General features: G+C 63.9%; 12 protein-coding genes and 3 tRNA genes. 8 read left to right on the plus strand and 7 right to left on the minus strand.

The window, feature by feature from the left end; all coding sequences use genetic code 11:
* Window positions 1–231 precede the first annotated feature (231 nt).
* Window positions 232–915, minus strand: coding sequence for an energy-coupling factor ABC transporter permease (locus IAE37_RS25350; RefSeq protein WP_201178172.1), 684 nt, complete (start codon window positions 913–915; stop codon window positions 232–234).
* Window positions 916–1,019: 104 nt separating this feature from the next.
* Here IAE37_RS25350 and IAE37_RS25355 point away from each other — a divergent pair, with 104 nt between their 5' ends.
* The 3 genes from IAE37_RS25355 (at window position 1,020) to IAE37_RS25365 (ending at window position 3,335) form a co-directional block, all read left to right on the plus strand.
* Window positions 1,020–1,649 carry a DUF1780 domain-containing protein gene (locus IAE37_RS25355; RefSeq protein WP_201178175.1) on the plus strand — a complete coding sequence of 210 codons (630 nt, stop codon included), beginning with the start codon at window positions 1,020–1,022 and terminating at the stop codon, window positions 1,647–1,649.
* A 132-nt stretch (window positions 1,650–1,781) separates the two neighbouring features.
* Window positions 1,782–1,955, plus strand: a complete 174-nt coding sequence (locus IAE37_RS25360; RefSeq protein WP_201178177.1) for a DUF3094 family protein — start codon at window positions 1,782–1,784, stop codon at window positions 1,953–1,955.
* Window positions 1,956–2,039: 84 nt separating this feature from the next.
* Entirely contained in the window at window positions 2,040–3,335 is a 1,296-nt protein-coding gene (locus tag IAE37_RS25365; protein ID WP_201178179.1) for an NAD(P)/FAD-dependent oxidoreductase, read from the plus strand.
* Window positions 3,336–3,505: 170 nt separating this feature from the next.
* On the opposite strand, the gene IAE37_RS25370 is transcribed toward IAE37_RS25365, so the two are convergent.
* From IAE37_RS25370 to rluD, 6 genes are all read right to left on the minus strand, one after another.
* Window positions 3,506–3,581 (minus strand) — tRNA-Lys (locus IAE37_RS25370).
* A gap of 6 nt (window positions 3,582–3,587) precedes the next feature.
* Window positions 3,588–3,664, minus strand: a tRNA-Pro gene (locus IAE37_RS25375).
* Between the two features lie 4 nt (window positions 3,665–3,668).
* Window positions 3,669–3,744 (minus strand) — tRNA-Asn (locus IAE37_RS25380).
* Between the two features lie 419 nt (window positions 3,745–4,163).
* Window positions 4,164–6,728 carry an ATP-dependent chaperone ClpB gene (gene clpB, locus IAE37_RS25385; RefSeq protein ID WP_201178181.1) on the minus strand — a complete coding sequence of 855 codons (2,565 nt, stop codon included), beginning with the start codon at window positions 6,726–6,728 and terminating at the stop codon, window positions 4,164–4,166.
* A gap of 177 nt (window positions 6,729–6,905) precedes the next feature.
* Window positions 6,906–7,646, minus strand: coding sequence for a peptidoglycan editing factor PgeF (gene pgeF, locus IAE37_RS25390; protein ID WP_201178183.1), 741 nt, complete (start codon window positions 7,644–7,646; stop codon window positions 6,906–6,908).
* Window positions 7,643–8,605 (minus strand): 23S rRNA pseudouridine(1911/1915/1917) synthase RluD, encoded by a 963-nt coding sequence (gene rluD, locus IAE37_RS25395; RefSeq protein ID WP_201178185.1) that lies wholly within the window; start codon window positions 8,603–8,605, stop codon window positions 7,643–7,645. The genes pgeF and rluD overlap by 4 nt, the downstream gene beginning before the upstream one ends.
* 147 nt (window positions 8,606–8,752) lie before the next feature.
* Between rluD and IAE37_RS25400 the strand changes: the two genes are divergently transcribed.
* From IAE37_RS25400 to IAE37_RS25420, 5 genes are all read left to right on the plus strand, one after another.
* Window positions 8,753–9,772 carry an outer membrane protein assembly factor BamD gene (locus tag IAE37_RS25400; protein WP_201178187.1) on the plus strand — a complete coding sequence of 340 codons (1,020 nt, stop codon included), beginning with the start codon at window positions 8,753–8,755 and terminating at the stop codon, window positions 9,770–9,772.
* A 95-nt stretch (window positions 9,773–9,867) separates the two neighbouring features.
* Window positions 9,868–10,098: a PP0621 family protein gene (locus tag IAE37_RS25405; RefSeq protein ID WP_201178189.1), complete on the plus strand. Its 231-nt coding sequence runs from the start codon at window positions 9,868–9,870 to the stop codon at window positions 10,096–10,098.
* 233 nt (window positions 10,099–10,331) lie between these two features.
* Window positions 10,332–11,096, plus strand: a complete 765-nt coding sequence (locus tag IAE37_RS25410) for a FadR/GntR family transcriptional regulator (RefSeq protein ID WP_201178191.1) — start codon at window positions 10,332–10,334, stop codon at window positions 11,094–11,096.
* Window positions 11,097–11,187: 91 nt separating this feature from the next.
* On the plus strand, window positions 11,188–12,390 hold the full coding sequence (locus IAE37_RS25415) for an ABC transporter substrate-binding protein (RefSeq protein WP_201178193.1): 1,203 nt from the start codon (window positions 11,188–11,190) through the stop codon (window positions 12,388–12,390).
* A gap of 65 nt (window positions 12,391–12,455) precedes the next feature.
* Entirely contained in the window at window positions 12,456–13,316 is an 861-nt protein-coding gene (locus IAE37_RS25420; protein ID WP_133329512.1) for a branched-chain amino acid ABC transporter permease, read from the plus strand.
* Window positions 13,317–13,318 lie beyond the last annotated feature (2 nt).

The following is a 13,318-nucleotide window of genomic DNA, read 5'->3' on the forward strand; positions in this document are numbered from 1 at the left end:
CGGCGCCTCCAACAAACAAAAAAAACCGGCCGTGGCCCACACCGGCCCCCCACGCCTTTTCTTTTACAAAATGTCAGCGCCAACGCAGATATGACGTCATGCGCCATCATGTTTGCTGCGCGACAGCGCAGCCCCAAGAGGGCTGGGTGATCTCCTACAGAAATCACATGAACCTGTAGGAGCGGGTTTACCCACGAACACAGGCGCAGCCTGTGCCATCCAACCCGGTCATCAGCGCTCGCCGTCTTTCCAGGGCGCCTGCAGATAGCGGGTGCGGTTGAAGGTCTCGAGCCATTCGGGGCAGAACACCACCAGGGCGCTGATCACCGTGCCGTTGATGAACGCCTCCGGGAACATCATCAGCCACAGGTAGCCGACGAAGTCGCTGAGCCATTCCGGCATGGCGAACAAGCCATCCCACCACAGCAAACCCAGTGCGGCCAGCAGGCACAGCACCACGGTCAGCGCCGCCGGGAAAAACCCCGCGCAGAAAATGTACACGAACAGATTACGCGGCTGCGCCCGCTCGACCAGGATCGCGCACACCTCGGTCACCAGCACTGGCAGGCCGACCAGCAACAGGCCGTTCACCCCCAGTGCCGCCAGGTCGTAACGCCCCAGCGCCAGCAAGCCCAACTGGGCCATGAAGCCCCCGAGCACGGCCAGCGGCCAATCCAGCAGCAGGGTCACTGCGGTCATACCGATGAAGTGGTACGACACCCCGGTCTCGAAGTCGCGCCGCACCAACCACAAGGCGAACAGGCAGAACACCGTGCCGAACAGCAGGTGTTGCCGCCGCCGGTCGGTGAACAGCTCCAGCCAACGGACACGGCTGACCGCCCAGCCCAGCAGCGGTAGATAGGCCAGCCACCCCACGGTCAGGCTGGTGCCGGACAAGACCTGCGCGCTGATCACCGCTCCCTCGCTCCTGCTGCCGATCGTTCGAGTCTATACCCTGTGCCGATTCCCACGGCCAAACAAGCCCTTACCGTTCACAATTGCCGGCTAAGCTTGTTCCCATGGATGACTCAGACTACCTGCGCCTGCTTACCATCCAGGCCGAACAAGCCAATGCCTTCCTCTCCAATGCCCGTAAGTGGGAGCGTGAGCGGTGGGTGTGCCAGCGGCTGCTGCAAGGGCTGAACATCCCTTATCGCAGCGAAGAATTCATGCCGGCCGGCCAGGAGCCGCCCGACGTGCTGTTTCGCGATGCGGCATTCGAGGTGTTCTTCGTGCTCGACGAGGGGCGGCGGCTGAACGACGAATGGCGCGAAGAGCTGCAACGCCGGCGCAGCGCGTTTTCCCTGGCTCAGCTGGTGCGCCGCGAGGCACGGCCTCGGCGGATCAGTGCGGCGGAACTGCTGGGGCGCCTGGCGCCGACCCTGCGCAAGAAGGCGCACAACTACCGGGAACGCGGGCTGGACGTGAGCGAGCTGGACATCATCGCCTTCTCCAGCCTCAAGCGCGAAGTGCTCGACCTCAACACCCACTTCCCGCCGCCCACCGAATACCTGCGCCAGGGCTGGCGTTCGCTGTCGCTGGTGGGGCCGACCTTCGCCCGGGTGCTGTTCGCCCACCCCGATGCGCCGGATTTCCTGCGCGGCAACCTGGGGCGCAGCATCGTCTTCGACGTGGGTATCAGTCTTTGATCCACTGCCGAGTGCGTTTGCGATGGCGTACACTCGGCGCCAGGGATAGAAAGCATTATCATTTGTCTCAAGCACTTGCGCGAACGCTGTAGCGTTTGCGCAGTCACATACGTCTATCTGACGAGGCCCAGCATGACCAGCCGACTGAATCCGGAAGATCAGCGTCGTGTCGATGAGTATCTGCGCGCCCCACAGCACCAAGTCGAGCGCCGGCCCTTCCGGCCGCTGCTGCTCCTTGTGCTGGTGGTGGTCGTGACGATCGGCTTGGGCCTCGTTAGCCGCCTGCTGGGTGGACTGGTGCCATGAGCTGCCTTGCGCTCGCCCTCCACTCGTGCAGTTTGCGGCCGGCCAAAACGGCCCCGAATTCCGTAAACCTTATGAGATATCCCCATGACTCATCGCATCGTGATTGTCGGCGGCGGCGCCGGCGGCCTGGAACTGGCGACCCGCCTGGGTAAGACCTTGGGCAAGCGCAAGCAGGCCGAAATCACCCTGGTCGACGCCAACCTCACGCACATCTGGAAGCCACTGCTGCACGAAGTGGCCGCGGGCTCGCTCAACTCCTCGGAAGACGAACTGAACTACGTGGCCCAGGCCAAGTGGAACCACTTCAACTTCCAGCTCGGGCGCATGAGCGGCCTGGACCGCGAGGGCAAGCAGATCCAACTGGCCGCCACCCTCGATGAAGACGGCCGCGAGCTGCTGCCGGCACGCACCCTGGCCTACGACACCCTGGTGATCGCCGTGGGCAGCAACACCAACGACTTCGGCACCCTGGGCGCGGCGCAGCACTGCCTGTTCCTGGATACCCGCAAGCAGGCCGAGCGCTTCCACCAGCAGCTGCTCAACCACTACCTGCGTGCCCACGCCGGTGACGTGGCCAGCGAGCAGATCAGCGTGGCCATCGTCGGTGCCGGGGCCACCGGCGTGGAACTGGCGGCCGAGCTGCACCACGCCGCCCATGAGCTGGCGGCCTATGGCCTGGATCGTATCCAGCCGAAGGACATGCACATCACCCTCATCGAGGCAGGCCCACGGGTGTTGCCAGCGCTGCCGGAGCGCATCAGCGTGCCGGTGCACAAGACCCTGGAAAAACTCGGCGTGACGGTGATGACCAACGCGGCCGTGAGCGAAGTGACTGCCGATGGCCTGAAAACCGCCGGTGGCGATGTCATCCAGGCCAGCCTCAAGGTGTGGGCGGCGGGTATTCGTGCGCCAGGCTTCCTGAAGGAAATCGACGGCCTGGAAACCAACCGCATCAATCAGCTGGTGGTGCGCCCTACCCTGCAGACCACCCGCGACGACGACATCTTCGCCTTCGGCGACTGCGCCGCCTGCCCGCAGCCGGGCAGCGACCGCAACGTGCCGCCACGAGCGCAGGCCGCGCACCAGCAGGCTTCGATGCTGGCCAAGAGTCTGAAGGCGCGCCTGGAGAACAAGCCGCTGCCGACCTACGAGTACAAGGACTACGGCTCGCTGGTGTCGCTGTCGCGGTTCTCGGCGGTGGGTAACCTGATGGGCAACCTGATGGGCAGCGTGAAGCTCGAGGGCTGGCTGGCGCGGATGTTCTATGTGTCGCTGTACCGGATGCACCAGATGGCGCTGTATGGGTTCTTCCGCACGGCGATGATGATGCTGGGCAGCAAGATTGGCCGGGGTACCGAGCCGCGTCTGAAGTTGCACTGATCGACGCCGCCTCCTGTAGGAGCGGCGAACCGCCGCTGCGATTTACCCGCGAATGCGATGCTGACTGTACCGCCGCATTCGCGGGTAAACCCGCTCCTACAGGGGTATGTAGCGTTGGTTTTTTCGAGGCAAAAGAAAAAGGGCATCTCATTCGAGATGCCCTTTTTACATGGTGGGTCGTGTAGGATTCGAACCTACGACCAATTGGTTAAAAGCCAACTGCTCTACCAACTGAGCTAACGACCCGGAAAATGGTCGGGGTGAGGGGATTCGAACTCCTGACATCCTGCTCCCAAAGCAGGCGCGCTACCGGACTGCGCTACACCCCGAGATTGGCTCCGCGACCTGGACTCGAACCAGGGACCCAATGATTAACAGTCATTTGCTCTACCGACTGAGCTATCGCGGAACTGAACTTCGGTACAACTTACTTCTTTACAACTCCGAAGGCTGTGTTCGCTTCGGACTCTTTAGCTTCTCTGCTTTCGCTTTGTCGCTGCTGAGGCCGGCTATTCTACATTCTTCGTTTTGCTTGTCAACCACTTTTTTTCATTCAACTTACTGATTTGTAAGTTGTTTTGCGATCCCCGATGTTGCTGGTGATTCGCTTAGTGCCTGACAACGCGGCGTATATTAGGGGCACTCGAATTTTGATGCAAGCAAAAATTTCAAAATTTTCAGCGGGTTATCAAAATATGTTGGAAAGGCCAGGTTTTGCGGGGTCTGGGCGGGCCTCTTCGCGGGGCAAGCCCGCTCCCACAGGCTGTTCGGGGCCTTCGATACGTATAAAAAAGCCCCGCAGATGCGGGGCTTCGGGTGTAGCAGCGATTACTCGAAGACGATCTCGTCCCCTTCCACCTTCGCCGTGATCGCCGTACCGGGGTAGAACTTGCCGGCCAGGATCAGCTGCGCCAGCGGGTTCTCGATCCAACGCTGAATCGCCCGCTTCAGCGGCCGTGCACCATACACCGGGTCGTAACCCACGGCGATCAGCTTGTCCAACGCCTCCGGGCTCAGGCTCAGCGCCAGCTCCCGTTCGGCCAGGCGGCTGCGCAGGCGGCCGAGCTGGATCTCGGTGATGCCGGCGATCTGTTCGCGGCCCAGTGGCTCGAACACCACCACTTCGTCGATCCGGTTGATGAACTCCGGACGGAAGTGCGCACCCACTGCATCCATCACTGCAGCACGCTGGGCCTCGCGATCGCCGACCAGTTCCTGGATCTGCGCCGAGCCCAGGTTGGAAGTCATCACGATCACCGTGTTGCGGAAGTCCACGGTGCGCCCATGACTGTCGGTCAGGCGGCCGTCTTCAAGCACCTGCAGCAGTACGTTGAACACGTCCGGGTGGGCTTTTTCCACCTCGTCCAGCAGCACCACCGAATACGGCTTGCGGCGCACGGCTTCGGTCAGGTAGCCGCCCTCCTCGTAGCCCACGTAGCCTGGCGGGGCACCGATCAGGCGAGCCACGGAATGTTTCTCCATGAACTCGGACATGTCGATACGCACCATGGCCTCTTCGGTGTCGAACAGGAACTCGGCCAGGGCCTTGCACAGCTCGGTCTTGCCCACGCCGGTCGGGCCGAGGAACAGGAACGAGCCACTCGGCCGGTTCGGGTCGGACAAGCCGGCACGCGAACGGCGCACGGCGTTGGCCACGGCCGTCACCGCCTCGCCCTGGCCGATCACGCGCTGGTGCAGCAGCTCTTCCATCTTCAGCAGCTTCTCGCGCTCGCCTTCGAGCATCTTGGCGACCGGAATACCGGTCCACTTCGACACCACTTCGGCGATTTCTTCCTCGGTCACCTTGTTGCGCAGCAGCTGGTTCTCGGCCTTGCCGTGCTGGTCGACCATCTGCAGGCTGCGCTCCAGGTCCGGGATCACCCCGTACTGCAGCTCGGCCATGCGGCTGAGGTCGCCCTTGCGACGGGCCGATTCCAGCTCCTGGCGGGCCTGCTCGATCTTTTGCTGGATCTGCGCCGAACCTTGTACCTCGGCTTTTTCAGATGCCCAGATTTCCTCGAGGTCGGAATATTCGCGCTCCAGCCGCTCGATTTCCTCGGTGAGTTTTTCCAGACGCTTCTTCGCCGCCTCGTCTTCTTCTTTCTTCAGCGCCTGCGACTCCACCTTCAGCTGGATCAGGCGACGGTCGAGGCGGTCGAGCACTTCCGGCTTGGAGTCGATTTCCATGCGGATGCGGCTGGCCGCTTCGTCGATCAGGTCGATGGCCTTGTCCGGCAGCTGGCGGTCGGTGATGTAGCGGTGGCTGAGCTTGGCCGCAGCGATGATCGCGCCGTCGGTGATGGCCACCTTGTGGTGCACTTCGTACCGCTCTTTCAGGCCGCGCAGGATAGCGATGGTGTCTTCCTCGCTCGGCTCCTCGACCAGCACCTTCTGGAAGCGCCGCTCGAGGGCCGCGTCCTTCTCGATGAACTGGCGGTACTCGTTGAGGGTGGTAGCGCCCACGCAGTGCAGCTCGCCACGGGCCAGGGCCGGCTTGAGCATGTTGCCGGCGTCCATGGCGCCCTCGCCCTTGCCGGCGCCGACCATGGTGTGCAGCTCGTCGATGAACAGGATGATCTGGCCTTCCTGCTTGGACAGCTCGTTGAGCAGCGACTTGAGGCGCTCTTCGAACTCGCCGCGGTACTTGGCGCCAGCGATCAGCGCGCCCATGTCCAGCGCCAGCAGGCGCTTGCCCTTGAGGCCGTCGGGCACTTCGCCATTGATGATGCGCTGGGCCAGGCCTTCGGCGATGGCGGTCTTGCCCACGCCAGGCTCGCCGATCAGCACCGGGTTGTTCTTGGTCCGGCGTTGCAGCACCTGCACGGTGCGGCGGATCTCGTCGTCACGGCCGATCACCGGGTCGAGCTTGCCTTCCTCGGCGCGCTTGGTCAGGTCGACGGTGTACTTGTCCAGGGCCTGGCGCGATTCCTCGGCGTTGGGGTCGTTGACCGCCGCGCCGCCGCGCAGGTTGTTGATGGCGTTTTCCAGGGCCTTCTTGCTCACGCCCTGGCTGAGCAGCAGCTTGCCGACCTTGCTGTTCTCGTCCATGGCGGCGAGCAGCACCAGTTCGCTGGAGATGAACTGGTCGCCTTTCTGCTGGGCCAGGCGATCGGCCTGGTTGAGCAGGCGCGCCAGGTCCTGCGACATGTTCACGTCGCCGGTGGGGTTCTGGATTTTCGGCAGTTGGTCCAATTCCTTGGTCAACGCCTGGCGCAGGCTGTTGATGTCGAAGCCGACCTGCATCAGCAGTGGCTTGATCGAGCCACCTTGCTGCTCGATCAGGGCCTGGAGCAGGTGCAACGGCTCGATGGCCGGATGGTCCATGCCCACGGCCAGGGATTGGGAATCGGATAACGCCAGTTGCAGCTTGCTGGTCAAACGGTCTATTCGCATGGTTTACCTTCCTTTAAAGGGCAGGTCGGAGCGATGGACAGCGCCTGTTTGTAGAGAAACCTGCCTGAGATGCCTAATAGATGAGGCTGATTCTGGAAGATTCAAGCGTAGTGGGTTTGATCAGGGTCAACCGGAAGATTGATGTAGGACTTGCCCCACGAAAGCGCCGGACCTGACTCAGCGCGGCTCCAGCCACACCAGGGAAGCGAACCGTCCACCGTGCGGGGTGCGACGATAGGAGAAGAACCGCGCATCGCTGACCGTGCAGTAACCACCGCCATAAACCGCCGTTACCCCACGCGTCGCCAGGCGGATCCGCGCCAGCTCATAGATGTCGGCCATCAACTTGCCCGGCCGCTCACCGTCGACGAAGGCCCTGGCAGCCTCCGGGTGCATGGCGGTAAAGGCATCGCGCACTTCCAGGCCGACTTCGAACGCCTGCGGCCCAATGGCCGGGCCCAGCCACACCAGCACCTCTTCGGGTGCCAGCGCCAAACGGTCGAGCGTGGCCTCCAGCACACCGCCGGCCAGGCCGCGCCAGCCGGCATGGGCCGCGGCCACGCGAGTCCCGGCACGGTCGCAGAACAACACGGGCAGGCAATCGGCAGTCATCACGGTACAGGCGATGCCCGGCTGGTCGGTCCAGCTGGCATCGGCCTCGGCCACCTGGGAAGGGTCGGCATCGGCCACCACCAGGCCATGCACCTGCTTGAGCCAGGCGGGCTGAATGGCGAACCGTTCGCTCAGGCGTCGGCGGTTCTCAGCGACCGCGGCCGGGTCGTCGCCGACGTGGTCACCGAGGTTGAAGGTTTCATAAGGCGGCAGGCTGATGCCGCCCTCACGCGTGGTGACACAGGCCCGCACCGAGGCCGGGGCCGGCCAGTCGGGAAACAGCAGGGCCTGGGTCAGCTCGCTCATCCGATGAAACTCTCGCGGTCCTGGTTGAGCAGCGACAGCAGCCAGACGAAGTCGTCGGGCAGCGGCGATTCCCATTCCATCCGCTCACCGGTGGTCGGGTGCACCAACGCCAGGAACCGAGCATGCAGGGCCTGACGCGGGAAGGTCTTGACCGCCTGGACCATGGTCTGGCTGGCCGCCGGTGGAATACGGAAGCGGCCACCGTAGGTCTGGTCGCCGACCAGCGGGAAGCCGACATGGGCCATGTGCACGCGGATCTGGTGGGTACGGCCGGTTTCCAGCTTGACCCGCACGTGGGTGTGCGAGCGGAAGCGCTTGAGCACGCGGTAGTGGCTGACAGCCGGCTTGCCGCCGTCGGTCACCGCCATGCGCTGGCGCATGCCGCCATGACGGCCGATCGGCGCGTCGATCTTGCCACCGGCAGTGACCACGCCGACCACGATGCATTCATAGATGCGGCTGACCGAGCGCTTTTGCAGCTGGTCGACCAGGATGGTCTGCGCCTGCAGGGTCTTGGCCACCACCATCAGGCCGGTGGTGTCCTTGTCCAGGCGGTGGACGATGCCGGCACGCGGGACATTGATGATGTCCGGCACGTGGTGCAGCAACGCGTTGAGCAAAGTGCCGCTGGCATGCCCGGCGGCCGGGTGCACCACCAGGCCGGCCGGCTTGTTGATCACCAAGATCTGGTCGTCCTCATAGACAATGTCCAGCTCGATGTCCTCGGCCTCCCATTCGCCCTGGGCTTCCTGCTCGGCGTTCAGTGCCAGCAGCGAGCCACCATGGACGGTGTCGCGCGGACGCACGACCGCGCCGTCGACCGTCAGGCGGCCCTCTTTGATCCACGAAGTAAGCCGCGAACGCGAATACTCGGCGAACAATTGGGCGGCGACCTGGTCGAGGCGTTGCCCGCCCAGTTCGGACGGTACCTCTGCGCTAAGTTGAATGATCTCGGACATGCTCGATTCGGCGGGCGCACAGCCTTTGGTTTCGGCTGCGCGCTTGTGGTTAAATACGGCTTCTTTTGCCCCGGGCTCGGCCGGGGTGGTCATCATAACAGGACGGCACCGCCCAAGACAGCGGCCGTCAAAGGGACGCAAGCCGCTATGCAAGTGAAACACCTGCTGCTGATCGCCATCCTCGGGCTCACCGCGGCCTGTTCCTCCAACAAGGAAGTCATCGACGAGAACCTCAGCGAGGCCGAGCTGTACCAGCAGGCCCAGGCTGACCTGGACAACTCCAGCTACACCAGCGCCGTGAACAAGCTCAAGGCCCTGGAGTCGCGTTACCCGTTCGGTCGCTACGCCGACCAGGCGCAGCTCGAGCTGATCTACGCCAACTACAAGAACTCCGAGCCTGAAGCCGCCAAATCGGCCGCCGAGCGCTTCATCCGCCTGCACCCGCAGCACCCGAACGTCGACTACGCCTACTACCTCAAGGGCCTGACCTCGTTCGACCAGGACCGTGGCCTGCTGGCGCGCTTCCTGCCGCTGGACATGACCAAGCGTGACCCGGGTGCCGCCCGCGACTCGTACAACGAGTTCGCCCAGCTGACCAGCCGCTTCCCCAACAGCCGCTACGCGCCGGACGCCAAGCAGCGCATGATCTACCTGCGCAACCTGCTGGCCTCCTACGAGATCCACGTGGCCGACTACTACCTGAGCCGCCAGGCCTACGTCGCCGCCGCCAACCGTGGCCGCTACGTGGTGGAAAACTTCCAGGAAACCCCGTCGGTCGGCGATGGCCTGGCGATCATGGTCGAGTCGTACCAGAAGATGCACTTGGACGAACTGGCCGCCACCAGCCTGGAAACCCTCAAGCTGAACTACCCGGACCACCCGAGCCTGGCCGGCGGCGAGTTCCAGCCGAAGCAGACCGAGTCCGATGGCCGTGGCTGGCTGTCCAAGGCCACCCTGGGCCTGATCGAGACCAGCACGCCGCTGCCGCCGGGTGAAACCCGCGCCAACCAGGACGTGGTCAAGCAGTTCCAGGACGCCCGCGACGAGATCCCGACCGAGCTGCTGCCCAAGGACGAGGACGGCAACCCGATCCTGCCGGAAGGTCCGAAAGAAGCCGAGAAAGAGCGCTCGTGGTTCAGCTACATGACCTTCGGTCTGTTCGACTGATCCACGCCGCAACGTGAAAGGGAGGCCTCTGGGTCTCCCTTTTTTATTGGCCGCGCCCTAGACTGTCGGCTTCCCTTTCCAACAAGCTGGACACCATGGTTCGCCTACTTTTCTGGATTGCCGTGATCGCTGCCGCGGTATGGCTGTGGCGCAAGTTCAAGATCAATCAGCAATCGCACCCCGAGCCCAAGCTCGACGCGCCGTTGCGCATGGTGCGCTGCGCCCATTGCGGCGTGCACCTGCCCAATGACCGGGCGCTGCAACTGGGCAGTGACTGGTATTGCAGCCAGGCGCACCTGGAGCAGGGGCCTGGGCGCAAGGGCTGAGCCCCTCCCCCCTGTAGGAGCGGGTTTACCCGCGAAGAGGCCACTGCGGTGGATGGCACGGGCGCTGCCCGTGTTCGCGGGTAAACCCGCTCCTACACAACTATCAGTGTCCCCACACCCGCAGCACATATCCCTCCCCGACCCTTTCGCACCATTTGCGACCCCTCGCATTGACCCCGCCGGGTAACTTTCGCTAAATCCTATTTATCCGCATAAATATGAAAAATAGCGAAATGCTCAAGCCCAAACCCAAGCGCCAGAAGCTGTCCGACGTGATCGTCGAATCGGTCAAGCGCTCGATCGTCACCGAAGCGCTGCACCCCGGCGACCGCCTGCCCACCGAGCGCGAGCTGATGGAGCACTTCGCGTGCTCGAAGGGCACCGCCCGCGAGGCGCTCAAGGCGCTGGAGGTCGAGGGCCTGGTCAGCACCCGCACCGGCCCCAGCGGCGGCGCCTACCTCAACGAGGTTGGCACCGAGCCGGCCAGCCGGGCCCTGCGCAACTACCTGCACTTCCAGCACCTGGATGGCGAGCAGGTCTACCAGCTGCGCAAGGTCATCGAGGTGGAGCTGGCGGTGTCGGTGATGGGCAAGCTCAGCGCCGAAGACTACGCCGCGCTGCAAGCCAACATCGACTTCTGCAGTGCCCCGGAAGACAGCGAACAGGGCCAACGTGAACAGCGCCTGGCCGAACTGGAGTTCCACAACCTGCTGGCCGATCGCTGCCCCAATCCACTGCTGCGCTTCATGGCCACCTTCCTCAACGACCTGCTGCGCGACCTGGTGGTGCTGAAAAAAGCCTACCTGCCCAAGCGCCAGCAGTTCGCCGCAGCCAACATCGACTACCACAAGCAGCTGTTGCTGGCCTTGCGCGCCAGCGACGAGGCCGCCGTTCGCCGGCTGATGCACGAGCACATGTGCGACGCCGAACACCACATGACCGCGCTCGAAGGCGAGGTTGCCCGCCATTTCCTCCTGGAGTTCGCCCACCACCACTGAACCGCCTGCACAGAGGCCTGCACACAGGCCCGGCAGTACCCGCTTTGCCATTGCTGCTCCTGCCTAATAACCACAAACAAGGAGTCAACCCATGCAAAGACGTACCCTGCTCAAGGCAGGCCTTGCCCTGGGTGCCCTAGGTAGCTTCCCGCTGGGAGCGCACCGGGCATTCGCCGACGAACCGCTGACCTTCTACGGGCTCAAGTCGATGTCTGGCGCCTTCGCCAGCTACGGCAAGTACGCCGACATGGGCTCGCGCCTGGCCATCGCCGAGCACCCGCAACTGCTCGGGCACCCGCTCAAGTACAAGGTCATCGACACCGAAGGCAATGCCGGCAAGGCCGTGCGCAAGGTGCAGGAGGCCATCGGCCAGGATGGCGCTCGGTTTTTCCAAGGCTGCACCCTGTCGTCCTCGGCCCTGGCGGTGTCGAAGGAGATCCACAAGGCCGGTGGCGTGTTCATGACCCCAGTCGGCGCCGACGAGATCACCGGCAAGGATTGCAACAGCTCGACCTTCCGCTGGTCGGTGCCCACCTACGGCGCCATCCGCGAGACCCTGGTGCCGATGATCCGCCAACTGCCCCAGGCCAAGCGCTGGTACACCATCACCCCGCAATACGTGTTCGGCGATGCCCTGCTGGACAACGCCCGCAAGGTGTTCGCCGAGTTCGGCGTCGAACACATCGGCAACAGTTACCACTCGCTGCAGGAACAGGAGTTCTCCGGCTACCTGACCAACGCCATCGCCGCCAAGCCCGACGTGCTGGTACTGCTCAACTTCGGCAGCCAGGCCTCCAACGCCCTGCGTCAGGCGGTGAACTTCGGCATCAAGGACCGTATGAAAGTGCTGATGGTGTGGTCGGCCGGGCTCGACCAGTTCCAGGAACTGGGCAGCGACATGCTCGAGGGCGTGTACCTGGGCGCGCAGTACTGGCACCAGGTCGATACGCCGCTGAACAAACAGCTGGTCGCGGCCACGCAAAAGGCCTACGGCATCAACCCCAACTACCCGTTGGCCGCCGACTACATAGGCACCAAGGTGATACTCGAAGCCATCGTCAAGGCCGGCAGCCTGGACGGCGCCGCAGTGGCGGCCGCCTTGCAGGGCATGCGTTTCCAGGGCCCGACCGGCGACGAGCTGATCCGCCCGGGCGACCACCAGGTGCTCAAGGACTACTACCTGCTGCTAGGCAAGGCCCAGGGGCAGATGCGCGACGAGGACGACCTGGCCGAAGTGATCAGTTCCGGCCGTTCGTTCGTCGAGGTCGACCACACCGGATGCGCCTTGGCCTGAGGCCGCGGCGCCAGTCACACCCACTCGTACAGGCAGCCGCGCCGCGCGCTGTCGAGGGCACGCTCATGCTCGATTTGTACCTGTTCCAACTGCTCAACGGCCTGGGCCTGGGGATGATCTACTTCCTCATCGCCGTGGGCCTGACGATCATTTTCGGCCTGCTCAACTTCGTCAACTTCGCCCACGGCGCCTTCTTCCTGCTGGGCGCCTACCTGTGCTACACCGCCGTGGCCCTGACCGGCAACTTCTGGCTGGCGCTGCTGATCGCGCCGCTGGTGGTCGCAGCCCTGGCCTGGGCGGTGGAGCGGCTGTTGATCAAGCGTATCTACCATTTGCCGCACACCTTCCAGATCCTCGTCACCCTGGGGATCGCGCTGATCATCCAGGAAGCCTCGGTGCTGATCTGGGGCCCGGTGGGCAAGAACATCGCGGTGCCGCCTGAGCTGCGCGGCGTGCTGATCGTCGGCGACTTCATCTACCCCTATTACCGGCTATTCCTGATCGGCTTCGCCGCGCTGATCGGCCTGGGCCTGTGGCTGCTGCTCGAGCGCACCCGCTTCGGCGCACTGGTGCGCGCTGGCAGTGAAAGCACCGAGACAGTGTCGCTGCTGGGCACCAACATCTTCCGCCTGTTCTCGCTGACCTTCGCCCTGGGCGTGGGCCTGGCCGGGGTCGCCGGCGTGCTGTTCGCCCCGCTGCGCGGCGCCCAGCCATTCGTCGGCCCGGAAATCCTCGGCATCGCCTTCGTGGTGGTGGTGATCGGCGGCATGGGCTCGTTCGGTGGCGCCCTGGTCGGTGGCCTGCTGGTGGGCGTGGTGCAAAGCATGATGACCAGCCTCTGGCCGCAAGGCGCCAGCCTGATGATCTACGGCGCCATGGCGGCGGTGATCCTGGTCCGTCCTTATGGCCTGTTCGGGAGAGCATGACG

Origin of the sequence: Pseudomonas sp. S31 (assembly GCF_016648105.1) — a bacterium.
Classification (GTDB): domain Bacteria; phylum Pseudomonadota; class Gammaproteobacteria; order Pseudomonadales; family Pseudomonadaceae; genus Aquipseudomonas.

Excerpts from the sequence above, each read along its gene's own strand:
- IAE37_RS25355 (WP_201178175.1), top strand. The coding sequence starts at position 1,020 with ATGGATGACTCAGACTACCTGCGCCTGCTTACCATCCAGGCCGAACAA.
- IAE37_RS25360 (WP_201178177.1), top strand. The coding sequence starts at position 1,782 with ATGACCAGCCGACTGAATCCGGAAGATCAGCGTCGTGTCGATGAGTAT.
- IAE37_RS25365 (WP_201178179.1), top strand. The coding sequence starts at position 2,040 with ATGACTCATCGCATCGTGATTGTCGGCGGCGGCGCCGGCGGCCTGGAA.
- clpB (WP_201178181.1), bottom strand. The coding sequence starts at position 6,728 with ATGCGAATAGACCGTTTGACCAGCAAGCTGCAACTGGCGTTATCCGAT.
- pgeF (WP_201178183.1), bottom strand. The coding sequence starts at position 7,646 with ATGAGCGAGCTGACCCAGGCCCTGCTGTTTCCCGACTGGCCGGCCCCG.
- rluD (WP_201178185.1), bottom strand. The coding sequence starts at position 8,605 with ATGTCCGAGATCATTCAACTTAGCGCAGAGGTACCGTCCGAACTGGGC.
- IAE37_RS25400 (WP_201178187.1), top strand. The coding sequence starts at position 8,753 with ATGCAAGTGAAACACCTGCTGCTGATCGCCATCCTCGGGCTCACCGCG.
- IAE37_RS25405 (WP_201178189.1), top strand. The coding sequence starts at position 9,868 with ATGGTTCGCCTACTTTTCTGGATTGCCGTGATCGCTGCCGCGGTATGG.
- IAE37_RS25410 (WP_201178191.1), top strand. The coding sequence starts at position 10,332 with ATGCTCAAGCCCAAACCCAAGCGCCAGAAGCTGTCCGACGTGATCGTC.
- IAE37_RS25415 (WP_201178193.1), top strand. The coding sequence starts at position 11,188 with ATGCAAAGACGTACCCTGCTCAAGGCAGGCCTTGCCCTGGGTGCCCTA.
- IAE37_RS25420 (WP_133329512.1), top strand. The coding sequence starts at position 12,456 with ATGCTCGATTTGTACCTGTTCCAACTGCTCAACGGCCTGGGCCTGGGG.